The following is a 26,101-nucleotide window of genomic DNA, read 5'->3' as shown; positions in this document are numbered from 1 at the left end:
CCTCTAGCTTCTCTATAATCCTGCGACCTACCGTTACTGCGAGCCTCTAGTTATGACGAAAGTCTGACTATGCCAAGTGTTTCCAACACTCGAAGGGGTGATGAATGGGACTCTTAGACAGTGGGAACAGTTTGTTCCTTAAGTGTAAATTTTTTTAATAGGTAATTATTAGCATGAAAACTTTCGTTGCTAAACCAGAAACTGTAAAACGTGACTGGTACGTTGTAGACGCAGAAGGCAAAACTCTTGGCCGTATCGCAAGTGAGATCGCATCTCGTCTTCGTGGTAAGCATAAAGCTGAATACACTCCTCACGTAGACACTGGTGATTACATCATCGTTGTTAACGCTGAGAAAGTTACTGTAACTGGTAACAAAGCTAAAGGTAAAGTGTATTACCGTCACACTGAGTTCCCAGGTGGTCTTAAGTCTATCACTTTTGAAAAGTTGATCGACAAGAAGCCAGAAATGGTAATCGAACTAGCTGTTAAAGGTATGCTACCACGTGGTCCTCTAGGCCGTGCTATGTACCGTAAGCTAAAAGTTTACGCTGGCGCTGAGCACAATCATGCTGCTCAACAACCACAAGTACTAGACATCTAATTGGGGATATCAGAAATGGCAGAGAATCAATACTACGGCACTGGTCGTCGCAAAAGCTCAGCTGCTCGCGTTTTTATTAAACCAGGCACTGGCAACATCGTAATCAACAAGCGTGAACTAGAAGTTTACTTCGGTCGCGAAACTTCTTGCATGGTAGTTCGTCAGCCTCTTGAGCTTACAGAACTAACTGAGAAGCTAGATCTATTCGTTACTGTTAAAGGTGGCGGTATTTCTGGTCAAGCTGGTGCAATCCGTCACGGTATCACTCGCGCGCTTATGGAATACGACGAAACTCTACGTCCTGTTCTACGTGCAGCTGGCTATGTTACGCGTGACGCTCGTTGCGTTGAGCGTAAGAAAGTTGGTCTACGTAAAGCACGTCGTAAGCCACAATTCTCAAAGCGTTAATTTTTCGTTCTTCGAAAAATCTACGCTCCAGTTTATACTGGTTTGTGGTCCAAAAGCTCAGCCTCTCGGCTGGGCTTTTTGTTTTTTTACTCCTCGCTAAGTCCCACATTTTTCTAATTCCCAATTCTAATAGTCTCTTTTTCACCTCTTTTGTGAAGTAGTGAGCGAATTCCCCCTATAGATGTTACGAAAAGGTAGCTTTATCTTGTCAAAAAGTAGGGTTTTCTTTATCATTTGCTATCAAATAAATATAACGAAATTCGTAAATTGTTAGCCATGCTTCGTTCGTGGAAATGATATGCCCAAATAGTCTCAAGTTGCCTAATTTAAAGTGACTTCTGCATCTTCAATTCAAGGAAACTAACCGAAGGAATGGTGACCCCCTTTCAAGGTTTTTCTGTGAAGTGAATTTGTGAGTTCCTTCTAAATGGTGAGTCCATTTTACTAATTAACATCGTTTGTGATGTTTCGGTATCAAGTGAAATGTTCATAAATATCGTGTTGTTAAGCATCGATGTTTTCACTGCATAGCACCTTGGGAGTGTGCGAGTATTGACCCAAAGGAGCAAATGGGAGAAATGTTGGATGAGCAATGCGCCTTTAAATAACGGTCGCAGGCGTTTCCTCACTGCTACAACAGCTGTTGTTGGTGGTTTGGGAGCAGCTGCAGTCGCCGTTCCTTTTATTAAATCTTGGAATCCAAGTGCCAAAGCGAAAGCTGCGGGTGCACCTGTCGAAGTGGATGTCAGTAAGCTTGAAGCGGGCCAAATGGTTCGTGTTGAGTGGCAAGGCAAGCCTGTTTGGGTAGTGCGTCGTGCTAAGTCGGTCTTGGACAACTTAACTAATTTAGCGGGTCAACTTCGTGACCCATCATCAGAAGAAGAGCAGCAGCCTGAATATGCACAAAACGAATTTCGCTCAATTAAGCCTGAGTTTTTCGTTGCTGTTGGCTTTTGTACTCACTTAGGTTGTTCACCAACGTACTTAGCCGACAGTTTTAGTGAGCAAGTGCAAGGTGTTAAATCTGGCTTCTTCTGTCCATGTCATGGGTCTAAGTTCGATATGGCTGGTCGCGTGTTCCAAGGTGTCCCCGCGCCACTAAACTTAGTGGTTCCTAAGCATATGTATTTGAGTGATACGAAAATACTCATCGGGATTGATGAAGGAGACAATGCATAATGCAAGCGCTAATTGATTGGGTAGAAAAACGTATACCTGCGATGAATGCTTATAAAAAGCACTTGTCCGAATATCCAATGCCAAAAACGTTCAACTTTTGGTACTTCTTTGGCTCGTTAGCGATGTTGGTTTTAGTTAACCAAATTCTAACGGGTATCTGGTTAACAATGAACTACGTTCCTTCTGGAGAGGGTGCGTTCGCTTCTGTTGAATACATCATGCGTGATGTTGAGTACGGTTGGCTGCTACGTTATATGCATTCCACTGGTGCCTCAGCATTTTTTGTTGTGGTTTACCTGCACATGTTCCGTGGGCTAATTTACGGTTCGTACCAAAAGCCTCGTGAGTTACTCTGGCTGTTCGGTATGCTTATATTCCTAGTCCTAATGGCCGAAGCTTTTATGGGCTACTTGCTACCTTGGGGACAGATGTCGTACTGGGGTGCTCAGGTTATTATCTCATTGTTTGGCGCGATACCGGTTATTGGTGACGACCTGACTTTGTGGATCCGCGGTGACTATATTATCTCGGGCGCAACACTTAACCGATTCTTTGCCCTGCATGTTATTGCCCTGCCTATCGTGCTACTTCTTTTGGTCGTGCTGCACATATTGGCCCTGCATGAAGTTGGCTCAAACAACCCTGATGGCATTGAAACTAAGCTGCCTAAAGGCTCTATGGGCGATGATTATAAGACTCAGTTCAAGTTCCATAAAGATTACACTAAGAAATACGACATCATTGATTCAATACCTTTCCATCCATACGGAACGGTGAAGGACTTGGTTGGTATTGCTGGTTTCTTATTCTTATTCTGTTATGTGTTGTTTTTCAATCCTGAAATGGGTGGATACTTCCTTGAGCCACCAAACTTTGAAGCGGCGAACCCACTGAAAACACCAGAGCATATTGCACCGGTTTGGTACTTCACTCCGTTCTATGCAATTTTGCGTGCAGTTCCTGATAAGCTGCTTGGTGTCATCGCAATGGGCGCATCGATTGTCGTGCTGTTCCTTCTTCCATGGTTTGACCGCTGTAAAGTGCGCTCGTACCGCTACAGAAGCAAACTTCATCTACTGAACATTATTCAATTTACAGTGAGCTTTATCGCTCTGGGTGTGTTGGGTGCATTACCTGCGACTCCAACGTACACCTTGTTAGCTCAGATCTTTAGTCTAGGTTACTTCATGTTCTTCGTATTGCTGTTCTTCTACAGTAAGAACGAGAATACCAAGCCATTACCAAAGAGGGTAAATTTCAAATGAAAAAGTGGATTGTAGTACTTTTCGCATTGTTACCTTCGATAGCGCTGGCTGCGGGTGGCAACGTACATCTTGATAAAGCAAACAATGACTTAACGGACAAAGCATCCTTGCAAAACGGTGCCAAGCTCTTTGTGAACTATTGTTTAGGCTGTCACTCAACTCAATATCAGCGATATGAGCGTGTGGCGAATGATCTGGATATTCCAGTAGAGCTTGCTAAAGAGAGCTTAGTGTTTGATCCAGAGGCTAAAATTGGTGATCTAATGGTCAATAGTATGCCTCAAAAACAAGCGGCTAACTGGTTTGGTGCTCCGCCACCAGATCTGACGCTAGTGGCTCGTGTTCGTGGTGCTGATTGGTTATATACATACCTACGCTCTTTCTATGCAGACCCTTCACGTCCATTTGGCGTGAACAATGTAACATTCCCCAATGTGGGTATGCCGCATGTTCTCGAGGAGCTACAGGGCGTGCCAAGCGCAATTTACGAGACCAAAATGGTTGATGGCGAAGAAGTTAAAGCTATTGTTGGAACTGAAACTGACGGTCGTGGTGAGCTAAGCTCAAGCGAATACGACAGCGCCGTTCGTGACCTAGTTAACTTCTTGGAATATTCCGGTGACCCGGTGAAGCTAGAGCGTCATGCTCTTGGTTGGTGGGTTATGGCTTTCTTAGTGTTGTTCACAATCGTTGTTGTGCTTCTTAAGAAAGAGTATTGGCGTGATGTTCACTAATTGTGCTATCATACCGTGCTAATTCCTAATTTTTAATACGCAATGGAGGCTCAGCCTCCATTGTTTTTTTGTAAGTGTTCCGGAGGGCTCCATGGCTGTAGCTGCCAATAAACGTTCTGTGATGACTCTTTTTTCTAGTGCTACTGATATGTATAGCCACCAAGTTCGAATCGTTCTTGCGGAAAAAGGTGTAAGTGTTGAAGTTGAGCTGGTTGATGAATTAAATATGCCAGCAGAACTGATTGAGCTTAATCCATACAAATCGGTACCAACTCTTGTTGATCGTGAACTCGCACTCTATGATTCAAAAATCATCATGGAATACCTAGATGAGCGTTTTCCTCATCCGCCATTAATGCCTGTTTATCCAGTCGCTCGTGGTAATAGCCGTTTAATGATTTACCGTATTGAACGCAACTGGTATACCCTAGCTGAAAAAGTAGTAAAGGGTTCTGCTGAAGAATCTGACGCTGCGCGTAACAAATTGCGCAACGATCTACTGACTCTAGCGCCTATTTTTGCTGAATATGAGTACTTCATGAGTGAAGAGTTCAGCCTAATCGACTGCTACCTAGCACCACTGCTATGGCGTTTGCCTGAGTTGGGTATTGAGCTAACAGGCCCTGGTGCAAAAGAAATCAAAGTGTACATGAACCGTGTATTTGAACGTGATTCATTCTTGGCTTCACTCACTGAAGCTGAACGTGAAATGCGCTTGGTTCGATAGGCAATATGGACATTGAAAACATGACTCCTCGTCGGCCATATATGCTTAGAGCATTTTATGACTGGCTTGTGGAAAACGACCTAACTCCTCATATTGTTGTTGATGCAACGATGTCTGGAGTTCGTGTTCCACAAGAGTTTATCCAAGACGGTCAAATTATACTGAACATTGCGCCAAGAGCGATTGGTCAACTTGAGCTCGGCAACGAAGCGATCACGTTCCACGCCCGCTTTAGCGGTCGACCTCATTCGGTGATTGTTCCATTGTATGCAGTTCAAGCGATATACGCTCGAGAGAATGGTGCAGGGACGATGTTTGAGCCAGAAGACGCTTACTTGTCTATTGATGAAGAAACCGTAACTGACGAGCCTGTTGGGCTAACGGTTGCGACAGAACACATTGAGCAAGAAGAGCTAGAAGTTCACGCTGAGTCAGATGCAGCCGAAGAGCCTGTTCGTGCGAAAGGACGTCCAAGTTTACGCGTTGTAAAATAAGATATTATTTACCATTTATTGAAAAAAGCCGCTTTTAAGCGGCTTTTTTTTTGCTTCATGCGATTTCGATACTTTTTACGGTGGGTTCAATCTCGCTTCTCATGCGTTCTAGGTAATCATCAAGAAGTTGTTTCGCGCCTTTTATATCTTTATCCAACGTCAATTTCATGATCTTTTCGTGCAGTTCAAGATCAAAGAGATCTTCAAAACTGTTGGGTTGATTATTTAGAGCAATGTGACGGTATCGTTTGATTTGGCGGGTAATATCATCAACAAAATTTAGCATATTTTTAGATAAGCAGCCCTTAATCAGTGAGTGATAAAAAGCATGCTGACGTTCTTCCCATTCGGTCCAATTAAAAGAGTCTCCTTGAAATTTAAAACGAGACAACTTATGGAACTCGGTCAGTATTTCAAGCTCCCAGGACTCACTGCCATTCTCGATGGACTTTTCGAGAAGAACTGATGAAATAATTCGCAAACTCTCGTAAAGATCATACAATTCAGATTTGCTGACGGGTGAAACCCAACAGCCTTTTTGAGGCTCAAGGGTAATGTACTTTATCCAAGATAGTTGGATAAGAGCTTCCCGAACGGGAGAGGCTCCAACTTGGTATTTTTCCTTTAGTTCCGCTACAACCAACTTTTGATTTGGCTTTAGCTCCCCAGACAATATATCCTGACAGATCAGCTTTGCTACTTTGTCTGTCAATGTAGGGCTTGACACTATACACCTCGTGATACTTTGAAAATAGCCAAACGCAGCATAGAATGCTGTGCTGTATAGTCGTCGATACTACTAGGTGTTGATTTTATCAGCAAGATAAATGTATAAAAAAAGAGGGCCTAAGCCCTCTTTATATAGATTTGCTGAATCTGTATTGTCGATTATAGGACGTGTACAGAAGCCGTGTTTGTTGTGCCTGAAGCTACAAGAGCACCAGATACCATGATCACGATGTCGCCTTTCTTACCAAGGCCTGAGTTCAGAGCGATCTCTTTACCATTGATGTAGAATTCATCAGTGCTGTTGATTGAATCCACAAGAACAGGTGCAACACCTTTACAAAGAACTAGCTGAGCAGCTGTCTTCTTGTTGGTTGTAACAGCAATGATGTTTGCTGTAGGGAAATACTTACGAACTGAACGAGCTGATTTACCCGCCTCAGTTGCAACAACGATTAGTGGTGCTGCTAGTTTCTCAGCGGTATCTACCGCACCTTTACATACTGCTTCAGTAATACGCAGACGTGGGCTATCTAAGCGAGAACCTAGTTCAGCTTTCAGTGCGCGGTCTGTACGAGAACAGATTTGTGCCATGATAGTCACAGCTTCAACTGGGTATTTACCTTTCGCAGTTTCGCCAGAAAGCATAACAGCATCAGTGCCATCCATAACAGCGTTCGCAACGTCACCCGCTTCTGCACGAGTTGGACGTGGGTTGCCAATCATAGAATCAAGCATTTGAGTTGCGGTAATAACCATCTTACGTGCACGGTTACACTTCTCGATCATCATCTTCTGAGCGAAGATGACTTCTTCTGCAGGGATTTCAACACCCAGATCACCACGAGCAACCATGATACCGTCAGAAGCTTCTAGGATTGAATCGAAGTTATCAACACCTTCTTGGTTTTCAATCTTAGAAATGATGTGGATGTTAGAACCACCGTTTGCATCAAGAAGAGCACGGATTTCTTTAACGTCTTCTTCTTTACGGATGAAAGATGCAGCTACGAAGTCAACGCCTTGCTCACAACCGAATTTCAGGTCAGCTTTGTCTTTTTCAGATAGAGCTGGAAGCTGAACAGAAACGCCAGGAAGGTTAACGCCTTTGTTTTCGCCAAGTGCGCCGTTGTTAAGAACTTTACACTTAACTTCTGTGTCAGTTGTTGAGATAACTTCCATTTCGATAAGGCCGTCATCTACCAGGATTGTGTTACCAGCAGATAGGTCGTTTGCAAAACCTACGTAAGTTACCGCTACGCGATCTTTGTTACCGACAACAGTTGCGTCTGTTGTGAATGTGAATTCTTGACCAGCAACTAGATTGACGTCTTCACCACCTTCTAGTTTGATAGTACGGATTTCTGGACCTTTAGTGTCAAGCAGGATAGCTAGCTGTTTGCCAGTCGCTTCCATTACAGAACGGAAGTTAGCGATACGAGTACCGTGCTCTTCAAAGTCACCGTGAGAGAAGTTCAGGCGCATTACGTTCATGCCTGCGTTTACAAGTTCAGTCAGCTTCTCTACAGATTCAGTTTTAGGGCCAATCGTACATACGATTTTGGTCTTTTTCATGGAAGATACTCTCCGGTAAGTAATTTTAAAATTTCATTAAGTGTAAAAGGTTGTGTACTGTGTCGCCCGCTTAACTAATTCATGCGAACTATCAATTGTTCATCCGTCCACAGACCTTTGAAAGATGAAAGTCTTTCAACAAGTTTAGTCATTTTATGACCAATTGCTTTGCTTTTGATAACGGTTTTTTGTGATGTAGCGCACTGATTTTCAATGTCTTTGCAAAAAAAATACCGCTATTTCTGTAATTTTTTTTCTTTTCGGGCGGGAATTCTACCACTGAATGGATCAAAATTCACTGTAAAAGACTTGTCTTAGAACAAGGTTTTACGGCTTTATATTTAATTTTTGCATCGAAATAAATAACGAGTAACATTTCATTCGAATTCGATTTTGTTTTTATGCGACAGTCTGATCAGCTTGAAAGAAAGAGATTTAAAGAAAGCTGTTATTTTGAGATCAATATCGGGTTAAGGCACGCTCATAAGAATAGAAAGAAGTGATGATTGAGTAGTCCAACAGAGAACTCTAGAGTTTATATGCCCGTAAATTGGAGGCATAGGCATGGCCGCGTTTCATGTTGGTCATTTTGATACTTCCAATATTTGTAGCGTAAGAATGAGTAAATTTATGTGCACATCCACACTTAACTCATTGATTGACGCATTTTATTACGGTTGTATGGTTAACATCTAAAATGGTTATATTGATAGTGATCAACACCGTCAACTCAGTAGAACGGGAAATAATCCCTAACCGCCTGCATTCTCTGTCCCAGAACTTACGCGAGCGTCTTACCCGTGATAGCTATGTTGAATAAGAACGGCGAGATAATTACACGTGCCTACTTGGGCGATGGGTGTGCTGATGGAGCAATTGTGAGGCAGCCTTGATCTGGGGAGCAACACTTATCAAAGTTTGCTTGAGTGTTTCTGTTGCCCATTGTGGTAAAGAGGGGGAAATGGAATAGAACGCCCATTGCCCTTTTCTCCTATCGACCACGATCCCACAGTTTCGTAATACCGCCAGTGCGCGAGATATTTTGGGTTGAGATTCTTGCAGTGCATCGCACAGCTCACCAACACTTAGCTCGATCTCAGAATAGAGTGCCATGGTGATCATTAGCCGAGTTTGATCTGATAAGCACTTGTGCAAAACCTGAGGATCAAAATGACTTTCTTGCGGCGCAGCATGAACCATAGAAAATAGAGATATTCGCTTTTGCAGATCGCTTAACGCCCCCTCAAACAGTGCGCCGTCTTGCGTGCTTGGCGCCGGCAGATCCCAAAATAAACTCTCCTCAGTATTTTCAAACACACCACATTCTTGATTGGCCGCTGAGCACAGCGTAATCACATAATCAAATTGCTCGGCCGCGAATTCAGTAATTGCTTTTGAGCGTAGATTGTCTGTGCTGTACCCATGGCGAGAGAGAGTTTCTAGCGTTCGAGGATCTACTTTGTTGGGGTGACTGCCGGCACTCACTGCATGGTATTGCGCCGAGTAATCGCGATTGATGATAGCTTCAGCAAGTTGCGAACGAGCTGAATTGCCTCGACAAATAAAGAGTATTTTTTGTGTCATGACGCCCTCATATATCGCGTTTACCTTGTAAAAAGTGCATTGAAAAATACTGGGACGCTATTATTAAATTTTTAGTAGTTCAATAAAAGATCCTTGACACTGACTGTTCAAAATTTAATATATACGCATATCCACATATAAGTATATAGCAGGAAATTCCGCAGAGGAACTTTTATTCAATTTTGCTCCTGTGCGTTTCGGTATCTTGCTTATCAACTAAACTTTAGCGGGTAAAAGTCATTTTCGAATGATCTATAACGCGTTAGTCAACATTAAGAGACATCAATATGACGATCAAAGTAGGAATCAATGGTTTTGGACGAATTGGCCGCTTGGCGCTTCGTGCAGCATTTGACTGGCAAGAGCTCGATTTTGTTTTAATTAACGACGTTGCTGGCGATGCAACAACACTCGGTCACTTGCTTGAATTCGACTCAGTTCAAGGTACCTGGCACCACGGTGTTACGGTTGAGGGTGATGAGCTAATCGTTGATGGAAAACGCATCAAAACAACTCAAGAACGCGATATCGACGCTATCGACTGGTCAGGTTGTGATGTTGTGATTGAAGCGACAGGTGTACACCGTAAAACTGAATTTTTGAACAAGTACCTCGAACAAGGCGTAAAACGTGTTGTGGTTTCCGCGCCTGTTAAAGAAGAGGGAATTGCAAACATCGTGGTTGGCATTAACGACGATATCTTTAACGCTGATGTTCACCGCATCGTCACTGCGGCATCTTGCACAACGAACTGCATCGCACCGGTTGTGAAAGTGATTCACGAAAAATTGGGCATTGAACAATCGTCTTTTACCACGATTCACGATTTAACAAATACCCAAACGATCCTCGATGCTCCACATAAAGATCTGCGCCGCGCACGTGCTTGTGGTATGAGCTTAATTCCAACCACGACGGGCAGTGCTACCGCTATCGTTGAAATATTCCCTGAGCTAAAAGATAAGATCAACGGTCACGCCGTGCGCGTCCCATTGGCGAATGCCTCGCTAACCGATATTATTTTTGACGTGAAGCGCGATACATCAGCGCAAGAAGTCAATGCTCTTCTAAAAGAAGCATCTGAAGGAGAGCTTAAAGGGATCCTTGGCTTTGAAGAGCGCCCATTGGTGTCTATCGATTACAGAGGCGATCAACGTTCAACGATTGTTGATGCGCAATCGACCATGGTCGTTGGCACTCGTATGGTCAAAATTTATGCGTGGTATGACAATGAAATGGGCTATGCAACTCGTACAGCTGAATTGGTTCGTAAAGTCGGATTAGCGGGGTAATGATTATGCATCCTACATGGGAACTTAATGTCGACAATGCAGCCCTTGTACTAACACCTTGCCCGGGCACTAAAGATGTCTCTTTAGATGAATCGTTGGCGCAACTGAAACAGCAAGGCGTTACTGTTGTGGTAACGGCACTAGAAGATGCCGAAATGCGTAACAAAGGTGTCTCTGAACTGGGTGAAAAAGTACAGGCCCTAGGAATGAAGTGGTACCAAACACCCATTGAAGATGACCGCGCGCCAGGCGACGACTTTGCGACTCTATGGAAGAGTATCTCACCGGCATTACATCAAGCGCTTCAAGCCAATGAGAAGATCGCCATGCATTGCATGGGAGGCTCTGGTCGCACGGGTCTATTGGCTGCTAATTTGCTACTCGAGAAAGGCTGGGATTTACAGACAATTCGCCGTGAAATTCAAGCGCTGCGACCAGGAGCATTCACAAAGCAGCCGCAAATCGACTATGTTGAGGCGTTAGCTGCAACGTTCTAACTTCGGTAAGTAAACATCATTTCTCTATGAATTCGTCACCTCTGCAAGGGTAGGGGTGACGAAAATGTCAGCAGGCAGAAGTACTATGTTGTCCAATCTTAGCAAAAGCGTTCGCCAGTATATGCTGGTCACTTTTAACTACTGGAATTTTACGATTACCGACGGTGCGCTGCGTATGCTGGTGGTGCTGTATTTCCACGACCTTGGCTACAGCACCCTCGCCATAGCTTCACTGTTTCTTTTCTATGAATTCTTTGGCGTCGTCACTAACCTTGTAGGTGGCTGGTTGGGAGCAAGGCTTGGGCTAAACCGCACTATGAACATCGGACTTGGAATGCAGATATTTGCGTTGCTGATGTTAGCAGTACCAAGTACATGGTTAACCATCCCTTGGGTTATGGGTGCACAGGCATTATCGGGAATTGCTAAAGATCTCAATAAAATGAGTGCCAAAAGTGCCATCAAAACGCTGGTGCCCGATGATCAACAAGGTGCGCTTTATAAGTGGGTTGCGATACTCACAGGTTCTAAAAATGCTTTAAAAGGGGCGGGCTTTTTTATTGGCGGTGTGTTGCTATCACTGGTCGGATTCCAATTTTCTGTACTGTTGATGGCCGCCATATTGGGACTCGTTTTGGTCGGCAGTTTACTTGGTCTAGAAAGTGAACTGGGGAAGGCGAAATCCAAACCTAAGTTTAAGCACATTTTTTCTAAGTCAGAAAGTATTAACATCCTTTCCGCCGCACGCATGTTCTTGTTTGGTGCCCGTGACGTATGGTTTGTCGTTGCGCTTCCTATTTATCTAGGTACCGTTTTTGGTTGGGATCATACCTGGGTCGGTGGCTTTTTAGCGCTGTGGGTGATTGCTTATGGATTTGTGCAAGGCATAGCTCCAAAGATAACGGGGAAAGCGCAAGGGCGAGTTCCAGACGGGTCTGCGGCTCTATGGTGGGTTTGCGCTTTGGCAGTGGTCACTGGACTCATCGCATTTGGTGTGCAAGTCGAATGGCACCCACAGTTGGTTATCGTGGTGGGTTTGATGGTGTTTGGCGCTATCTTTGCGGTGAACTCTTCACTGCACAGCTATTTGATCGTTAGCTACGCCAAAGGCGACGGTGTTTCAATGGATGTAGGCTTTTACTATATGGCGAATGCTATGGGAAGGCTCATTGGTACCGTTTTGTCGGGGTGGGTATACCAGGTGGCTGGCCTTTCAGCGTGTTTGTGGGTTTCGTTCGCGTTTTTGGTGTTAACGTCTTTGATTTCCATTCGCCTACCCAACCCATCAAAAATAATAACTCAATAGCTTAAAAAGAGTTAATCGTTTAAAAACGATTGACTCTTTTTTTTATGGGAGTACCTTAATCGTTATATGACGATTAAGGTAGTGTTATGACTCAGTGTAAAGTAGCAAGTGGCCAACTGTTTTCTGCCAGCGAGAATCAGCTACAAAAAGAGAAAACCATCGCTTTACAAGCTAAGGCGTTGTCTCATCCCGCTCGCTTGCGAATTCTGAATATTTTGTCTGCACTAGAACGGGATGGTGGATGCCTGAACAGCGATTTGGTATCTCAGTTGGGGCTAGCACAATCGACAGTATCGGAACACTTACGAATATTGAAAGTGGCTGGTTTTATCAGCGCTGAGCCGACACCGCCCAAGGTGTGCTATCGCATCAAGCGACAGAGTATTTTAACCTTTTCAGCGCTTATCGATAGCCAATTTAAATAGAGATTCAGTGGCTGGTTTCTGCTGGTCTTACTAACTGTATATTATCGTCATTCGACGATTTACGATTTAATTAACTGACTGCGGAGCGTCTGTGATGTACGAACAAACTGTAGAACACCCCAAAAGTCTCGGTTTTCTTGACCGTTTTCTTACTTTATGGATTTTTGTGGCGATGGGGATAGGCGTTATTGTTGGTGTGATATTCCCCAATGATGTGGCGCAATTGAATACTTCGATGACGGTGGGCAGTACCAATATCCCCTTGGCCATTGGCTTGATATTGATGATGTATCCGCCTCTGGCGAAAGTGAATTACAGTTTGATGAAAACTGTATTTAAAGACAGACGAGCCGTCACCCTATCGTTAGTGATGAACTGGTTAGTTGGTCCAACCCTTATGTTCGTTTTGGCGATTACCTTACTCGGTGATGAGCCGCATTTGATGACTGGTGTGATCCTAATTGGCTTGGCGCGCTGTATTGCCATGGTCCTGGTATGGAATGATATAGGAGGGGGCAACAAAGAGTATGGTGCAGCGCTGGTGGCGCTCAACAGCGTTTTTCAAATTGTAACCTATAGCTTTTTAGCCTGGCTATTTATAACCGTATTGCCACCAATCCTCGGGTATCAAGGGCAGGTGGTGGATATTTCTATGGGCGAGATTGCAGAAAGTGTACTGATTTATTTAGGTATTCCTTTCCTAGCAGGTTTTCTGAGCCGTAAGATCTTGGTCGCTCGCAAAGGGGAGAACTGGTACACAGAGACATTTATCCCTGCGATTTCACCAATGACTCTGGTGGCACTGCTAGCGACTATTGTTCTTATGTTTAGTCTTAAAGGTGAAATGATCATCGAGTTACCAATGCAAGTGGTTCGGGTCGCAATTCCGTTGATTATCTACTTTGTGTTGATGTTCTTTATCAGCTTCTTTGTGGCTAAGCGAATGGGAGTCCCATTTGATAAAAATGCTTCGATTGCTTACACCGCGACAGGAAATAATTTTGAACTGGCGATTGCCGTAGCCATTGCGGTATTCGGTTTGAACTCTCCTGAAGCTTTTGCTGGTGTTATTGGTCCTTTGGTTGAAGTACCAATATTGATTGCTTTGGTGAACTTCACGCTGCGCTATAAAAAACACTACAAGTAACGCACCCATTCAATCTTGATTTAAATACTGAGGCCCCAATTGGGAATCACTGATTGGTTGAAAGATTGACAGTCTTCTCGGGTGTCAATGCGCTACGCCGTATCTTTTAAGACCGATATAATGAAAAACCCCACTCCGAGGAGTGGGGTTAAACGACTACAGGAGCATTCATGTAGTTGTTTCGGGGACGTTATAGAAGAGGTTCAATCTCTCCCTTAAGAATCTCTGAGTGTGTACCAAAGATAGCTTGTAGGTTGTTTTCAGAAGGACGAACAACGGCGGTTGCACCTAACTGTTTCAAGCGTTCTTGGTCTACTTTTGATTCATCTTTAACGGTCATACGTAGACGTGTGATACATGCATCGATAGATTCAACGTTGTCTTTACCACCGAAAGCTTTCAGTACAAGTTGTGCTTGCTCAGATGTTTCCATCTCAGCCATCTCGCCCATGTCTTCGTCTTCACGGCCAACAGTCTTCAGGTTCAACATTTTGATAAGAGTTGTGAACACTACAAAGTAGATGACAGCGTAAACAAGACCCATACCAACTAGCAGCATACCGTTTGAAGAGTTACCGAACAGTAGCGTGAAGTCGAATAGACCGTGGCTGAATGTTGTACCGTGCTTAATGCCAAGCATGATCATCATTGGGAAAGCTGTAGCAGCAATCAGAGCGTGAGCAACGTATAGGATTGGAGCAACAAATAGGAATGCGAATTCAATTGGCTCAGTAATACCTGTTAGGAAAGACGTTAGAGCAGCAGAACCAAGGATTGAAGCTACTTTTAGCTTGTTCTCAGGCTTAGCTGTCACGTACATCGCTAGACACGCAGCTGGAAGACCGAACATCTTGAACATGTAGCCACCTGCAAGGTTACCAGCAGTAGGGTCACCCGCAAGGTAACGTGGGATTTCGCCCGTTACGACTTCACCAGCAGCAGTTGTGAATGAACCTACTTCGTAGAAGAATGGTGCGTTCCAGATGTGGTGTAGACCGAATGGAATGAGTGAACGCTCTACGAAACCGTAGATACCGAAAGCAAGTTCTGGAGACTGGTAAGCCGCCCAGTGTGAGAACGCAGCGATGCCAGCACCGATTGGTTGCCAAACTACCGCCAGGATACCAGCAACAAAACATGCTGCTAGAGACGTTACGATTGGAACGAAGCGCTTGCCACCAAAGAAACCAAGGTAACTCGGAAGCTTGATGTTGTGGTACTTGTTAAACAGCTGCGCTGCCACTAAGCCCATGATAACACCACCAAATACACCAACGTCGGTGCCTTCAGCAACAACGCCAAGTACGCGAGCCATAGTTAGGTAACCTAGCGTAGCAGCAAGTGCCGCAACACCGTCATTTTTTGTGAAGCCAAGAGCTACACCGATAGCGAATAGAAGAGCCATGTTCGCAAACACACCCAAACCAGCCTCGGTCATGATCTGCGCGACAATGTCAGGTAAAAATTTAGCGACTTCGGCGTTGCCACCGATACCAAGTAAAATCCCCGCCGCTGGCATACATGCCACTGGCAACATTAGAGATTTACCCATTTTCTGCATAGTGCCGAAAACGTTCATATGTTATTCCCCCAGGTTAAAACTATTTCTAATCAGTTGATTAGTGCATTTATTTAAAATTGTATATTTTGGTTTGAGTCGAATGTGACCCCCCGACTGGCTTTTATTTTACAAAGTGAAATAAAAAAGTATCCGACAGAAATCACATAAATATGAGTGATGGCTATTTGTGTAAATTTTTGTGATCCCTTTGGTGTTGATGCATTTTTGTTAATATTGTTTGCGAAGAAAGCGATTACTTGTAAGCGCTTTCTTCCTGTTTTGGACAAGTTAATCTGATTTTTTGCGAATGAAAATAGAGTAAATCATGAGTCTAACAGGCCATTTATAGAGGGGTTTTGTGATGAACTGTGAGGAGCATTGGCCTTAAGTTTATGATTGTATTGATTAACTATTCAAGGTCGCAATGTGGCTTGATTTATCGCAGTTAGAAAGAACACTGACTGTCCCACGCCGTTCGTCAAGCTGCAAACAAGGCGTAATTTTTCTGAAATACGCCACATTCTTTGAATGAAATTTGTAACAAAATGTCCAGCAACGAAGAATTACAGTATTTAGGAAGTTAAGTTAGACAGTTTATTTAATTTCCATGATTTGAGTATATTTGGTTTTGATAAATCGATTTTGCTTGCGTGACATCACACTTGGGCTTTATGACCGTTAAGGCGAGCTGGCTTCAGGTGTCGCTAATAGAGTAAAAATAGCATTAGGACGCTAAATCGATGGTCGAATCTAGATCAAGCAGTAAATCAAGAGTCGTATTGATGGCTAAGTAACGCCGTCATTTGAGTCTAAGGTAGAAGGGTAATAATAATTGTTGCCTAAGGTGAATTTTAGCCCCACCAATAAACACAGAGCTTCTGATGAAGGCCGGAATCGATATGAAGCGATGCCAATAGCTAAGTCATAGGGCACTTGGTACGAGCTAGCTTTATTGGCAGCTCTGGGTGATAGCAAACCCACATTTGCGACACAGAGAGTAGAAAAGCAAAAGGCCTGAGAGCATTATTGCTTCTCAGGCCTTTTTTGTTCTTATACGAACGAATTTGGTGGCCCCTCGCAGACTTGAACTGCGGACCAATCGATTATGAGTCGACTGCTCTAACCACTGAGCTAAGGGGCCGTATAGGGCAATGATTATAGGTGATGGCAGGTAAGCTGTCTAGACGTAACTGGGGCTAATTGCGCTTGCTTTTTAATCACTTAAACAGGGCAGATACAAAAAAGGTGAGCTAGTGCTCACCTTTTTACTAAATCGCGTATTTATTACTCGTCTAGGAAGCTGCGCAGAGTTTCTGAGCGGCTAGGGTGACGAAGTTTACGTAGTGCTTTCGCTTCGATTTGACGGATACGTTCACGGGTAACGTCGAACTGTTTACCTACTTCTTCCAAAGTATGGTCAGTGTTCATGTCGATACCAAAACGCATACGCAATACTTTTGCTTCACGAGGAGTTAAGCCTGCTAAGACGTCTTTAGTTGCCACACGTAGGCTGGTCATTGTCGCGGAATCTAGCGGCAACTCTAGCGTGGTATCTTCGATGAAGTCACCTAGATGCGAATCTTCGTCATCACCGATTGGTGTTTCCATCGAGATTGGCTCTTTAGCGATTTTCAGTACTTTACGGATCTTATCTTCAGGCATTTGCATACGTTCTGCCAATTCTTCTGGAAGTGGCTCACGGCCCATTTCTTGAAGCATTTGACGAGAGATGCGGTTTAGCTTGTTGATAGTTTCGATCATGTGTACTGGAATACGAATCGTACGCGCTTGATCTGCGATAGAACGAGTGATCGCCTGACGGATCCACCATGTCGCATAAGTAGAGAACTTATAACCACGGCGATATTCAAATTTATCAACGGCTTTCATCAGACCGATGTTACCCTCTTGGATAAGATCCAAGAATTGTAGACCACGGTTTGTGTACTTCTTAGCAATCGAAATTACTAGACGTAAGTTCGCTTCAACCATCTCTTTCTTCGCTCGGCGAGCTTTCGCTTCTCCGATAGACATACGGCGGCTGATGTCTTTGATGTTTTGAACTGTCAGTGATGTCTCTTCTTCTATCAGCTTTAGCTTTTGGATAGAACGACGGATTTCTTCTTCGCTACGACGTACTTTTTCAACGTATGGCTTGTCCGAGGACAAGACTTCGTTGAACCAAGCTTCGTTAGATTCATTACCGGTGAATAGAGCAATGAATGATTTCTTCGGCATTTTGCCGTACTCAACCGTTTGACGCATAATCAAACGTTCTTGAGTGCGGACGCGATCCATAGAAGTGCGAAGCTCGTTAACCAAGTAGTCAAACTGTTTTGGTGTCAGTCTGAATTCACGGAAAACTTCTTGTAAAAGTTCTGTCGCTTGCTTCGCTTTTGGACTGTCATTGCCGTGTTCATTTTGAACCAGTTGCAGATCTTGATAGGCATTGCGAAGCGATGTGAACTTCTCTAAAGCCAACTCTGGGTCGATACCAGTGTCTTCTTCTTCTTCTTCGTCATCGTCGCTTTCAGCGTCTTTTGCATCTGCGTCTTCATCTTCGAGATCTGCTTCTGACAGCTCAGAGCCGATGTGAGTCGCAGTCGGTGCCGCAGTCTCTTCTTCGTTAGGATCAACAAAGCCTTGGATGATATCTGTTAGACGCAGCTCTTCCGCTTGAACTTTATCAAATTGCTCAAGAAGGTAAGGGATGGTACCAGGGTATTCCGCGACAGAAATTTGAACTTGGTTGATCCCTTCTTCAATACGCTTAGCGATATCAATCTCGCCTTCACGAGTAAGGAGTTCAACCGTACCCATTTCACGCATATACATACGTACAGGATCAGTCGTACGACCGATTTCGCTCTCTACACTTGATAGTGCAGCGGCAGCAGCTTCGGCTGCATCTTCATCGGTGACTGTTTCGTCATCATTGAGGGCCAAGTCATCAGCATCAGGGGCAGTTTCTACTACCTTGATACCCATGTCGTTAATCATCTGAATGATGTCTTCTACCTGTTCAGAGTCAACAATTTCCTCTGGTAGGTGGTCATTTACTTCTGCGTAGGTCAGATAGCCTTGTTCCTTGCCCTTTAAGACAAGCAGTTTTAGCTGTGACTGCGGACTTTGCTCCATAGACGATATCCAACTTAAAATCTGGTGAAGGAATTAGTATGCGAAATGCAAACCACTAATAATAACAAATTTATTTAATGCTGACTAACTCAATTAGGGTTACGCTTTTAAATCTAGCATCAAGGCTAGCAGCTCCCTTTTTTCTTCGGCTGATAAACCGATACTTCTTGCTTTGGCCTGCAGATTTTCAATTTGTTGTTCTACGCATTGGGCAAGAATTTTGTCCAATGAGTCTAAAAATATGTCTTCTTGATTGTCTTCATCAAGAGGGATATCCCAGCTTGCAAGACGAGACAGAAGTGCCTCACTTTTTTCTCCACGCCAACGCTCTAATAGTTGGCCTGTAGACATATGGGGGTGCGATCGACATTTATCAACCACTTCCATTAATAAACTTAACCCCGGAAGGGATAATTCGCTCACCGAAGATAAATCTGGTATTAATTGAGCATAGCTCGGATTTTGTAGAAGCAAAGCGATAACTTCTCTCATTGGAGTTCGCTTAATTTCTTTGTGAGGCGCAGGTCTTATTTCTTGGTTATTTTGCTGTGCAATGAGCTGCTGTAATTGACGTTCGTCGACCAAGCCTAATTTGCGGCCAAGCAACTCCCTTAGGTATAGCCTTAATGTTCCACCCGGGACTTTTTCGATCAATGGTACGGCAAGAACGCTTAATTTCGCCATGCCTTCCTTGGAGCGAGTGTCGACTTGTTGCATCAACGTCGAGAACATAAACTCGCTCAATGGAGTCGCATTGTGCACCTCAGCTTCAAAGGCTTCTTTGCCGTTTTGTCGAATGTACGAATCGGGGTCTTCGCCATCGGGCAAAAACATAAACTTAAGCTGGCGACCATCATTGAGGTAAGGCAGGGCGTTTTCCATCGCGCGCCAAGCAGCGTCGCGCCCAGCTCTATCGCCATCGTAACAACACACCACGGTACTGGTCTGCCTAAACAAGGTCTGCAAATGATCGCCAGTGGTCGAGGTGCCAAGCGAGGCGACTGAATAATCTACGTCATACTGCGCCAGTGCCACGACATCCATATAACCTTCAACCACTAAAACCTGAGGCGGTTCTCGATAGGCTTGTAATACTTCATACAAACCATATAACTCTTTTCCTTTGTGGAAAACTGGCGTTTCGGGAGAGTTGAGGTACTTGGGGGTGTCATTGCCAAGAACGCGGCCGCCAAACCCAATGACGCGTCCGCGCCGATCTCGGATTGGAAACATGATGCGACCACGAAAACGGTCATAACGGTTGCCTTTGTCGTTTTCAATGAGCATGCCACCGGTGACCAACATGTCCTGGGTTTGCTTTTGTTGCCCAAAATTTTTGCGAATGCTATCCCACTCATCAGGCACATAGCCAATACCGAATTTCTTAACGATTTCCCCAGACAGGCCTCGAGCCTTTAGATATTCGATAGCCGCCTTGTTGCTCGGGACTTTCAGTTGGTCACGATAATATTGACCAATACTGCCGAGTAAATCGTAAAGTGAGCGTTTTTGTTCACTGTTCGTTGATGGGCCTTTTGTAAAACCGCCACCACTGCGCTGTTCGCGGGGGACATCGAGTCCGAGTGAGTTGGCTAGCTCTTCAATCGCTTCGACAAATTCGAGTCTGTCGAACTCCATGATGAAGTCGATGGCATTGCCGTGCACACCACAACCGAAACAGTGGTAGAACTGCTTCTCCTGACTGACGCTAAAAGATGGGGTTTTCTCGTTGTGGAACGGGCAACAGGCACCGTAGTTTTTGCCTTGCTTCTTGAGTTTTACGCGTGCATCAATAACGTCGACAATATCCAGTCGAGCAAGCATGTCATCAATGAAAGTGCGGGGGATTATTCCTGCCATAAAACCTATATACCAATAACCACAATTAACGTCGCGATACGCATTGCCAAAATCTACAGTTGCGCTGAAAACTTTGCAATTAGAATAACAAGTTACTGCAATCTTTGCCGTATTTTTAAACGGTAGAGCCCGGGTAAGATCGACATCAAAATGAAAAGGGACAGATACAAACAAGCCGTGCGTTCCGAAAGGATAGCACGGCTTGCTGCAATTTTTTGGGCGTTAAGCTAGTTTAGAGCGAACCAAACCACTTACTTTACCCATATCTGCACGGCCTTGAATTTGCGGCTTCAGCACACCCATTACTTTACCCATGTCTTGCATGCCCGCTGCACCAGATTCTGCGATAGCATTGGTAATCAATGCAGCCACTTCGTCATCGGTCAGTGGTTGAGGCATAAATTCCTCAAGGACTGTAATTTCGGCTTTTTCGGCATCAGCGAGATCTTGACGATTCGCAGCTTCAAATTGCGATACAGAGTCGCGACGTTGTTTGACCATTTTTGTCAGAATCGCAAGAATGTCGTCGTCGCCCAGAGTAATCTGTTCATCAACTTCACGTTGCTTAATGGCTGACATAGCCAAACGGATAGTGCCAAGGCGCGCTTTGTCCTTGGCTTTCATCGCTAATTTTTGCTCTTCTTTGAGCTGGTCAATAAGAGCCATAACTAAATTCCTATCGGACTCAGTTATTAGTACAGGCGAACGCGACGAGCGTTTTCGCGAGCTAGCTTCTTAGCGTGACGCTTTTGAGCTGCTGCTTTAGCGCGTTTGCGAACTGTAGTTGGTTTCTCATAGTGCTCACGACGACGCACTTCAGAAAGAATACCTGCTTTTTCGCAAGAGCGCTTGAAACGACGTAGTGCAACGTCGAACGGTTCGTTTTCACGTACTTTAACTACTGGCATATGCCTTTCACCTCAGGGGTTATATTCGTTAATGCTGATTCTTGTTATCGAGTCAGTAAGGAAACCCTTAGTTCTCGATGATTAATCAGCTAGATCAAAAATGGTGCGGAATTTTAATCCGATCAGGAGGGCTTTGTAAAGTACTTTGTCGTTTATCTCTTGTACAAAAAATTGTTTGCTGAGCTGCGACAAGGTAATATTGCGCCAAATTAGAATTACGCCGAGAAGATTATGCGCATTTTAGGTATTGAAACCTCTTGTGATGAAACAGGAATTGCCATCTATGACGACGAGAAAGGATTGCTTTCTCATCAACTATATAGCCAAGTTAAACTGCATGCTGACTATGGCGGTGTCGTACCTGAATTGGCGTCTCGAGATCATGTAAAGAAAACCATTCCATTGATCAAAGAAGCATTAAAAGCGGCCAATCTTACCCCTCAAGAGATTGATGGTGTGGCATATACAGCGGGACCTGGATTGGTCGGGGCGCTGCTTGTCGGTGCCACGATTGGTCGCAGTATCGCCTACGCATGGGATGTGCCAGCGGTACCCGTGCACCATATGGAAGGTCACCTTTTAGCCCCAATGCTAGAAGACACGCCACCGCCTTTTCCCTTCATCGCTTTGTTGGTCTCTGGCGGCCATACCATGATTGTGGAAGTTAAGGGGATTGGCGAATATCAGATCCTTGGTGAGTCCGTCGATGATGCAGCAGGTGAGGCGTTTGATAAAACAGCGAAATTGATGGGATTGGACTACCCTGGTGGACCTTTGCTTTCGAAACTGGCTGAAAAGGGCACTCCCGGTCGTTTTAAGTTCCCACGCCCTATGACTGACCGTCCTGGGCTTGATATGAGCTTTTCTGGCTTAAAGACCTTTGCAGCGAATACCATCTCGGCGAACGATGATTCTGAGCAAACTCGAGCGGATATTGCGTACGCTTTCCAAGAAGCGGTATGTGCAACGTTGGCGATAAAGTGTAAACGAGCATTGCAGCAAACGGGCATGAAGCGAATCGTTATTGCTGGTGGCGTCAGTGCCAATAAAGCACTGCGTGAGGAGCTGGAAACGCTAGCTAAAAAGGTAGGCGGTGAGGTTTACTACCCAAGAACAGAGTTTTGCACTGATAATGGTGCGATGATCGCCTACGCCGGTATGCAGAGATTGAAAAACGGTGAGGTAACTGATCTTGCTGTTCAAGCAACGCCTCGCTGGCCAATTGATCAGTTAAAGCCGATCAAATCGTAGCCTTTTTTGACAAGAGTAGATTGTATGAAAACATTCGTCATTGATGGTTCGAAGATGGCCTATTTAGATGTCGGTCAGGGACCGGTGATACTGTTTGGTCACAGCTATTTATGGAATAGCGCAATGTGGTCACCACAAATAGAGGTGTTGAGCCAATATTTTCGTTGTATCGTCCCCGATATGTGGGGACATGGTCAGTCAGAAGGGACACCTCAATCAACCACCGATTTAGGTGGCTACGCTGCGCAGTTGCTGGCACTCATGGATGAACTCAACATCGATCAATTTTCGGTAGTGGGGTTGTCTGTAGGTGGTATTTGGGGGGCAGAGCTTGCCACTATGGCTCCAAGCAGAGTGATGAGCTTAGTGCTTCTCGATACATTTGTTGGCCTTGAGCCGCAAGTGGCAAATGAAAAATACTACGCAATGTTATCAACTATTGAACAAGAAAAAGCGTTCACTGCTGAAGTGATTGAGGCATTGGCAAGATTGAACTTTGCTAATGCTAGCAAGAAATGCAACCCTGAATTGGTTGAGGGTTTTACTGAGTCCCTGTCAGCCATTAAGGGTTCACGTGCCCTTGAGCTGGCACGAGTGGGGCGAATGATATTTGGTCGTCGTGATTTGTGCGATGACGTTGAGACATTGGCGCTACCTACATTGGTCGTAGTCGGAGCGGAAGACAAAATGCGACCTGCGCTGGAGTCCTATCTGATGCATGATTTAATAACAGGCAGTGAGCTTCACGTGATCCCAAATGCAGGTCATATTAGTAATTTGGAGCAACCAGATATTGTGACCTCCTTATTAGAGCGCTTTCTTGTCCAACACGCTAATGAGCTGGATCTTTAATTCGGTAGCGAGTTCGCAAGAGTGAGTGCATTAATGCAAACCGCTATTTGGATAGCGGTTTTTTTTGCCCTAATTTTGGTTCACTGCCTTCGAACAATCGTCGGATATTTTGATGGTGGCGTAAAATGATTAAGCAGCTAAGCATCGCCACGGGGAAAGTATATTGTGGGGTTACCATCCAGGTGTAAACCGGTGCCATCATCACGGTCACCAACGCCGCCAATGATGAATAGCGAAAGACGATGGCGACAACTAGCCAGGTTCCGGTGATTAAACCTGTAAGATCCCAACCTATGGGGGCGATAGCACCTAATGCAGTCGCGACCCCTTTGCCACCTTTAAAGTGGAAAAAGAGTGGGTACATATGCCCTAAGCATGCGGCAATGGCGACAACGCCAAGAATGATAGGATCGATACCAAGCAGAAATCCACCCCAAACAGGAATGGTGCCTTTGAGCATGTCACACAGCAACACCGCAACTGCGGCGCCTTTACCTCCCACTCTCAGTACATTGGTTGCCCCAGGGTTATGAGAACCCACGGTCCGTGGATCAGGCAATCCAGCCACTCGACAGATCAATACCGCACTCGATACTGAACCGAGTAGGTAGGCAACAATGATCATTGCAAGTGCTAAGGGTGTCATAGCGAGCCTTTTAGCAAGAAATATTTAATTGGGACTGATATCATATCGGAAATAGTACGTTTTTCTCTACTTGATGGGTATCCGACCTGTGTATTCATCATAGTCGAAGTTGCATTGACGTTGACAGCATTCATTTCCTTGTTTTCGATCTCTCTACGCTTGGAAGTCAAAATTTTCATCTTCAGATGGCAGCTCGACGTATTTCGGTTAATTACAAGGACCCTTTTTTATGGCACTGGATAAGGTTTTTATTGAACAGCTCGAAGTTATCACGACTATTGGCGTTTACGACTGGGAGCAGGAAATCAAACAGAAACTTGTGTTGGACATTGAAATGGCACATGACAACGCACCAGCAGGCAGCAGTGATGATGTGGCAGATGCACTGGATTACTCACAAGTCAGCCAGGCGGTGATTGATCATATTGAAAATGGGCGCTTTTTGTTAGTCGAGCGTGTGGCCGAAGAAATTGCCGCATTAATCCAAACCCAGTTTTCAGTACCTTGGGTAAAAATTCGATTAACAAAACCGGGCGCAGTGGCTCAAGCTAAGGGTGTTGGTGTTGTTATTGAAAGGGGAGTGCAATGATCACTGCCTATATCGGCGTGGGTTCCAATCTTGAGCGTGAAAAACACATTCAAGCTGCACATCAAGAATTAAAGCGTTTGGCTGATTGTGTAGAGCCTTCGCCAGTGTACAGCTGTGAGTCTGTCGGTTTTTCAGGACATGAGTTTTATAACATGGTTTTTCGCATTGAGACCGAGCTATCACTGTCTGAGCTCAATGCGGCGTTAAAAGCGATCGAAATCAGGTGGGGTCGAGCTGTCGACGCAACCAAGTTCCAAAACCGTACTCTTGATCTCGACATTTTGCTGTTTGGTCAGTTGATCTCTCATGATAAGCCTAAGTTGCCGAGAGACGATATTTTTAAGTATCCGTTTGTTGTTCAGCCTCTGTTTGATTTAACGCCCGACCTATTGATTCCAGAAGATGGTCGAAGTGTGCGCGCTATTCGTGAGAACATGCCAGAGTGTACTGAGCTAAAAAGAATCACCTTTCAATTTTAATTGGTATTAATACATGAGTTATATAGAAGCTGTCATTTTGGCACTGATCCAGGGCCTAACCGAGTTCTTGCCGATTTCGAGCTCCGCGCATTTAATATTGCCGTCAGCCATTTTAGGCTGGGAAGATCAAGGTTTGGCATTCGATGTGGCAGTACATGTTGGCACACTTGCGGCGGTCGTCATTTATTTTCGACATGAAGTAGTTACGCTATTTGGCGCCTTGTTTGGATCAATTTTTAAAGGTGAGCGCAGCAAAGAATCTAACCTAGCGTGGATGATTGTTTTGGCTACCATTCCGGCTTGTCTCTTTGGACTGTTCTTGAAAGATTTTATCGAAATCTACTTGCGCAGTGCTTATGTTATTGCCGCGACTACTATCGTGTTTGGTTTGTTACTTTGGTGGGTTGATAAGAACTCAGCGCTTGCAGCAGATGAGTATCAAACGGGGTGGAAAAAAGCCTTGTTTATCGGTCTTGCTCAAGCGATGGCACTTATCCCAGGTACATCTCGTTCTGGTGCTACGATTACTGCGGCGCTGTATCTTGGCTTTACACGCGAAGCGGCGGCAAGATTTTCATTTCTAATGTCGATTCCTATTATCACTTTAGCGGGTGCCTATTTAGGCATGAAGTTAGTCACGGGGAATGAACCGATTCACTTCGGGTTCTTACTGACTGGGATTGCTGTCTCTTTTATAAGTGCCTATCTCTGTATCCACTTCTTCCTCAAGCTCATTTCCCGTATGGGAATGACCCCATTTGTGATCTATCGATTGATCTTGGGCGTCGGCCTACTTGGGTTCTTGCTGATGTCTTAGTCAAAGCGTAGGCAATAAATAAAAAAAGCGCAGCGTTGT

At 44.6% G+C, this 26,101-nt stretch carries 26 protein-coding genes and 1 tRNA gene; 17 read left to right on the top strand and 10 right to left on the bottom strand.

Translation table 11 applies throughout. The annotated features are described in order from the left end of the window. Positions 1-173: 173 nt before the first annotated feature. The 7 genes from rplM (at position 174) to sspB (ending at position 5,409) form a co-directional block, all read left to right on the top strand. Positions 174-602 (top strand): 50S ribosomal protein L13, encoded by a 429-nt coding sequence (gene rplM, locus LNL84_RS14360; RefSeq protein WP_244358259.1) that lies wholly within the window; start codon positions 174-176, stop codon positions 600-602. 15 nt (positions 603-617) lie between these two features. Next, positions 618-1,010 carry a 30S ribosomal protein S9 gene (gene rpsI / locus LNL84_RS14355; RefSeq protein ID WP_244358258.1) on the top strand — a complete coding sequence of 131 codons (393 nt, stop codon included), beginning with the start codon at positions 618-620 and terminating at the stop codon, positions 1,008-1,010. A 585-nt stretch (positions 1,011-1,595) separates the two neighbouring features. Further along, positions 1,596-2,189: a ubiquinol-cytochrome c reductase iron-sulfur subunit gene (gene petA, locus LNL84_RS14350; RefSeq protein WP_244358257.1), complete on the top strand. Its 594-nt coding sequence runs from the start codon at positions 1,596-1,598 to the stop codon at positions 2,187-2,189. Continuing rightward, on the top strand, positions 2,189-3,454 hold the full coding sequence (locus LNL84_RS14345) for a cytochrome b (protein WP_244358256.1): 1,266 nt from the start codon (positions 2,189-2,191) through the stop codon (positions 3,452-3,454). Before petA ends, LNL84_RS14345 begins: the two co-directional genes overlap by 1 nt. Beyond that, the gene (locus tag LNL84_RS14340; protein WP_244358255.1) at positions 3,451-4,188 is read left to right on the top strand and encodes a cytochrome c1; all 738 of its coding nucleotides are present in this window, start codon (positions 3,451-3,453) and stop codon (positions 4,186-4,188) included. The genes LNL84_RS14345 and LNL84_RS14340 overlap by 4 nt, the downstream gene beginning before the upstream one ends. Before the next feature lie 91 nt (positions 4,189-4,279). Next, complete coding sequence (sspA, locus tag LNL84_RS14335; RefSeq protein WP_244358254.1) at positions 4,280-4,915, top strand: stringent starvation protein SspA; 636 nt, start codon at positions 4,280-4,282, stop codon at positions 4,913-4,915. Between the two features lie 5 nt (positions 4,916-4,920). Then, positions 4,921-5,409 carry a ClpXP protease specificity-enhancing factor gene (gene sspB, locus LNL84_RS14330; protein ID WP_244358253.1) on the top strand — a complete coding sequence of 163 codons (489 nt, stop codon included), beginning with the start codon at positions 4,921-4,923 and terminating at the stop codon, positions 5,407-5,409. 55 nt (positions 5,410-5,464) lie between these two features. Here sspB and LNL84_RS14325 read toward each other — a convergent pair whose 3' ends face one another. The 3 genes from LNL84_RS14325 to LNL84_RS14315 form a co-directional block, all read right to left on the bottom strand. Continuing rightward, complete coding sequence (locus LNL84_RS14325) at positions 5,465-6,136, bottom strand: GntR family transcriptional regulator (protein WP_244358252.1); 672 nt, start codon at positions 6,134-6,136, stop codon at positions 5,465-5,467. A gap of 161 nt (positions 6,137-6,297) precedes the next feature. Beyond that, a complete protein-coding gene (gene pykF / locus LNL84_RS14320) occupies positions 6,298-7,710 on the bottom strand; it encodes a pyruvate kinase PykF (protein WP_244358251.1) in 1,413 nt (470 codons plus the stop codon). Positions 7,711-8,544: 834 nt separating this feature from the next. Then, positions 8,545-9,294: a metalloregulator ArsR/SmtB family transcription factor gene (locus tag LNL84_RS14315; RefSeq protein ID WP_244358250.1), complete on the bottom strand. Its 750-nt coding sequence runs from the start codon at positions 9,292-9,294 to the stop codon at positions 8,545-8,547. Between the two features lie 287 nt (positions 9,295-9,581). Between LNL84_RS14315 and LNL84_RS14310 the strand changes: the two genes are divergently transcribed. From LNL84_RS14310 to arsB, 5 genes are all read left to right on the top strand, one after another. Continuing rightward, positions 9,582-10,586 carry an ArsJ-associated glyceraldehyde-3-phosphate dehydrogenase gene (locus tag LNL84_RS14310; RefSeq protein WP_244358249.1) on the top strand — a complete coding sequence of 335 codons (1,005 nt, stop codon included), beginning with the start codon at positions 9,582-9,584 and terminating at the stop codon, positions 10,584-10,586. Further along, positions 10,586-11,083 (top strand): cyclin-dependent kinase inhibitor 3 family protein, encoded by a 498-nt coding sequence (locus LNL84_RS14305; RefSeq protein WP_244358248.1) that lies wholly within the window; start codon positions 10,586-10,588, stop codon positions 11,081-11,083. Before LNL84_RS14310 ends, LNL84_RS14305 begins: the two co-directional genes overlap by 1 nt. Positions 11,084-11,168: 85 nt before the next feature. Continuing rightward, complete coding sequence (arsJ, locus tag LNL84_RS14300; RefSeq protein WP_244358312.1) at positions 11,169-12,389, top strand: organoarsenical effux MFS transporter ArsJ; 1,221 nt, start codon at positions 11,169-11,171, stop codon at positions 12,387-12,389. An 86-nt stretch (positions 12,390-12,475) separates the two neighbouring features. After that, positions 12,476-12,814, top strand: a complete 339-nt coding sequence (locus tag LNL84_RS14295; RefSeq protein WP_244358247.1) for an ArsR/SmtB family transcription factor — start codon at positions 12,476-12,478, stop codon at positions 12,812-12,814. Between the two features lie 94 nt (positions 12,815-12,908). Further along, positions 12,909-13,961, top strand: a complete 1,053-nt coding sequence (arsB, locus tag LNL84_RS14290) for an ACR3 family arsenite efflux transporter (protein WP_244358246.1) — start codon at positions 12,909-12,911, stop codon at positions 13,959-13,961. 190 nt (positions 13,962-14,151) lie between these two features. On the opposite strand, the gene ptsG is transcribed toward arsB, so the two are convergent. From ptsG to rpsU, 6 genes are all read right to left on the bottom strand, one after another. Next, on the bottom strand, positions 14,152-15,540 hold the full coding sequence (ptsG, locus tag LNL84_RS14285; RefSeq protein WP_244358245.1) for a glucose-specific PTS transporter subunit IIBC: 1,389 nt from the start codon (positions 15,538-15,540) through the stop codon (positions 14,152-14,154). Between the two features lie 1,047 nt (positions 15,541-16,587). Then, positions 16,588-16,663, bottom strand: a tRNA-Ile gene (locus tag LNL84_RS14280). Positions 16,664-16,806: 143 nt separating this feature from the next. Continuing rightward, positions 16,807-18,660: an RNA polymerase sigma factor RpoD gene (gene rpoD, locus LNL84_RS14275; protein WP_244358244.1), complete on the bottom strand. Its 1,854-nt coding sequence runs from the start codon at positions 18,658-18,660 to the stop codon at positions 16,807-16,809. A 99-nt stretch (positions 18,661-18,759) separates the two neighbouring features. After that, positions 18,760-20,520, bottom strand: coding sequence for a DNA primase (gene dnaG / locus LNL84_RS14270; protein WP_244358243.1), 1,761 nt, complete (start codon positions 20,518-20,520; stop codon positions 18,760-18,762). A gap of 222 nt (positions 20,521-20,742) precedes the next feature. After that, the gene (locus LNL84_RS14265) at positions 20,743-21,186 is read right to left on the bottom strand and encodes a GatB/YqeY domain-containing protein (protein WP_244358242.1); all 444 of its coding nucleotides are present in this window, start codon (positions 21,184-21,186) and stop codon (positions 20,743-20,745) included. 26 nt (positions 21,187-21,212) lie between these two features. Beyond that, positions 21,213-21,428, bottom strand: coding sequence for a 30S ribosomal protein S21 (rpsU, locus tag LNL84_RS14260; RefSeq protein ID WP_001145625.1), 216 nt, complete (start codon positions 21,426-21,428; stop codon positions 21,213-21,215). A gap of 231 nt (positions 21,429-21,659) precedes the next feature. On the opposite strand from rpsU, the gene tsaD reads away from it, so the two are divergent. Both tsaD and LNL84_RS14250 read left to right on the top strand, forming a co-directional pair. After that, positions 21,660-22,679 (top strand): tRNA (adenosine(37)-N6)-threonylcarbamoyltransferase complex transferase subunit TsaD, encoded by a 1,020-nt coding sequence (gene tsaD, locus LNL84_RS14255; RefSeq protein WP_244358241.1) that lies wholly within the window; start codon positions 21,660-21,662, stop codon positions 22,677-22,679. Positions 22,680-22,703: 24 nt separating this feature from the next. Then, on the top strand, positions 22,704-23,531 hold the full coding sequence (locus LNL84_RS14250) for an alpha/beta fold hydrolase (protein ID WP_244358240.1): 828 nt from the start codon (positions 22,704-22,706) through the stop codon (positions 23,529-23,531). Positions 23,532-23,574: 43 nt separating this feature from the next. Here the strand turns inward: LNL84_RS14250 and plsY are convergent, their stop codons facing one another. Next, on the bottom strand, positions 23,575-24,177 hold the full coding sequence (gene plsY, locus LNL84_RS14245; protein ID WP_244358239.1) for a glycerol-3-phosphate 1-O-acyltransferase PlsY: 603 nt from the start codon (positions 24,175-24,177) through the stop codon (positions 23,575-23,577). Positions 24,178-24,406: 229 nt separating this feature from the next. Here plsY and folB point away from each other — a divergent pair, with 229 nt between their 5' ends. Genes folB through LNL84_RS14230 form a run of 3 tightly spaced genes read left to right on the top strand, consistent with a single transcriptional unit; the run spans position 24,407 to position 26,062 of the window. Beyond that, the gene (folB, locus tag LNL84_RS14240) at positions 24,407-24,766 is read left to right on the top strand and encodes a dihydroneopterin aldolase (protein ID WP_244358238.1); all 360 of its coding nucleotides are present in this window, start codon (positions 24,407-24,409) and stop codon (positions 24,764-24,766) included. Further along, positions 24,763-25,245 (top strand): 2-amino-4-hydroxy-6-hydroxymethyldihydropteridine diphosphokinase, encoded by a 483-nt coding sequence (folK, locus tag LNL84_RS14235; protein ID WP_244358237.1) that lies wholly within the window; start codon positions 24,763-24,765, stop codon positions 25,243-25,245. The genes folB and folK overlap by 4 nt, the downstream gene beginning before the upstream one ends. A 13-nt stretch (positions 25,246-25,258) precedes the next feature. Then, positions 25,259-26,062, top strand: a complete 804-nt coding sequence (locus LNL84_RS14230) for an undecaprenyl-diphosphate phosphatase (RefSeq protein ID WP_244358236.1) — start codon at positions 25,259-25,261, stop codon at positions 26,060-26,062. Positions 26,063-26,101 lie beyond the last annotated feature (39 nt).

It is taken from the genome of Vibrio gelatinilyticus (genome assembly GCF_022836845.1).
GTDB classification, from domain to species: Bacteria; Pseudomonadota; Gammaproteobacteria; order Enterobacterales; family Vibrionaceae; genus Vibrio; species Vibrio gelatinilyticus.
The sequence above is the reverse complement of the archived record's forward strand: the minus strand, read 5'-3'. Positions and strand labels throughout refer to the sequence as shown.

Bases quoted from the DNA above. Each gene is read 5' to 3' on its own strand.
- rplM (WP_244358259.1), top strand. From the start codon at position 174: ATGAAAACTTTCGTTGCTAAACCAGAAACTGTAAAACGTGACTGGTAC.
- rpsI (WP_244358258.1), top strand. From the start codon at position 618: ATGGCAGAGAATCAATACTACGGCACTGGTCGTCGCAAAAGCTCAGCT.
- petA (WP_244358257.1), top strand. From the start codon at position 1,596: ATGAGCAATGCGCCTTTAAATAACGGTCGCAGGCGTTTCCTCACTGCT.
- LNL84_RS14345 (WP_244358256.1), top strand. From the start codon at position 2,189: ATGCAAGCGCTAATTGATTGGGTAGAAAAACGTATACCTGCGATGAAT.
- LNL84_RS14340 (WP_244358255.1), top strand. From the start codon at position 3,451: ATGAAAAAGTGGATTGTAGTACTTTTCGCATTGTTACCTTCGATAGCG.
- sspA (WP_244358254.1), top strand. From the start codon at position 4,280: ATGGCTGTAGCTGCCAATAAACGTTCTGTGATGACTCTTTTTTCTAGT.
- sspB (WP_244358253.1), top strand. From the start codon at position 4,921: ATGGACATTGAAAACATGACTCCTCGTCGGCCATATATGCTTAGAGCA.
- pykF (WP_244358251.1), bottom strand. From the start codon at position 7,710: ATGAAAAAGACCAAAATCGTATGTACGATTGGCCCTAAAACTGAATCT.
- LNL84_RS14315 (WP_244358250.1), bottom strand. From the start codon at position 9,294: ATGACACAAAAAATACTCTTTATTTGTCGAGGCAATTCAGCTCGTTCG.
- LNL84_RS14310 (WP_244358249.1), top strand. From the start codon at position 9,582: ATGACGATCAAAGTAGGAATCAATGGTTTTGGACGAATTGGCCGCTTG.
- LNL84_RS14305 (WP_244358248.1), top strand. From the start codon at position 10,586: ATGATTATGCATCCTACATGGGAACTTAATGTCGACAATGCAGCCCTT.
- arsJ (WP_244358312.1), top strand. From the start codon at position 11,169: ATGTTGTCCAATCTTAGCAAAAGCGTTCGCCAGTATATGCTGGTCACT.
- LNL84_RS14295 (WP_244358247.1), top strand. From the start codon at position 12,476: ATGACTCAGTGTAAAGTAGCAAGTGGCCAACTGTTTTCTGCCAGCGAG.
- arsB (WP_244358246.1), top strand. From the start codon at position 12,909: ATGTACGAACAAACTGTAGAACACCCCAAAAGTCTCGGTTTTCTTGAC.
- ptsG (WP_244358245.1), bottom strand. From the start codon at position 15,540: ATGAACGTTTTCGGCACTATGCAGAAAATGGGTAAATCTCTAATGTTG.
- rpoD (WP_244358244.1), bottom strand. From the start codon at position 18,660: ATGGAGCAAAGTCCGCAGTCACAGCTAAAACTGCTTGTCTTAAAGGGC.
- dnaG (WP_244358243.1), bottom strand. From the start codon at position 20,520: ATGGCAGGAATAATCCCCCGCACTTTCATTGATGACATGCTTGCTCGA.
- LNL84_RS14265 (WP_244358242.1), bottom strand. From the start codon at position 21,186: ATGGCTCTTATTGACCAGCTCAAAGAAGAGCAAAAATTAGCGATGAAA.
- rpsU (WP_001145625.1), bottom strand. From the start codon at position 21,428: ATGCCAGTAGTTAAAGTACGTGAAAACGAACCGTTCGACGTTGCACTA.
- tsaD (WP_244358241.1), top strand. From the start codon at position 21,660: ATGCGCATTTTAGGTATTGAAACCTCTTGTGATGAAACAGGAATTGCC.
- LNL84_RS14250 (WP_244358240.1), top strand. From the start codon at position 22,704: ATGAAAACATTCGTCATTGATGGTTCGAAGATGGCCTATTTAGATGTC.
- plsY (WP_244358239.1), bottom strand. From the start codon at position 24,177: ATGACACCCTTAGCACTTGCAATGATCATTGTTGCCTACCTACTCGGT.
- folB (WP_244358238.1), top strand. From the start codon at position 24,407: ATGGCACTGGATAAGGTTTTTATTGAACAGCTCGAAGTTATCACGACT.
- folK (WP_244358237.1), top strand. From the start codon at position 24,763: ATGATCACTGCCTATATCGGCGTGGGTTCCAATCTTGAGCGTGAAAAA.
- LNL84_RS14230 (WP_244358236.1), top strand. From the start codon at position 25,259: ATGAGTTATATAGAAGCTGTCATTTTGGCACTGATCCAGGGCCTAACC.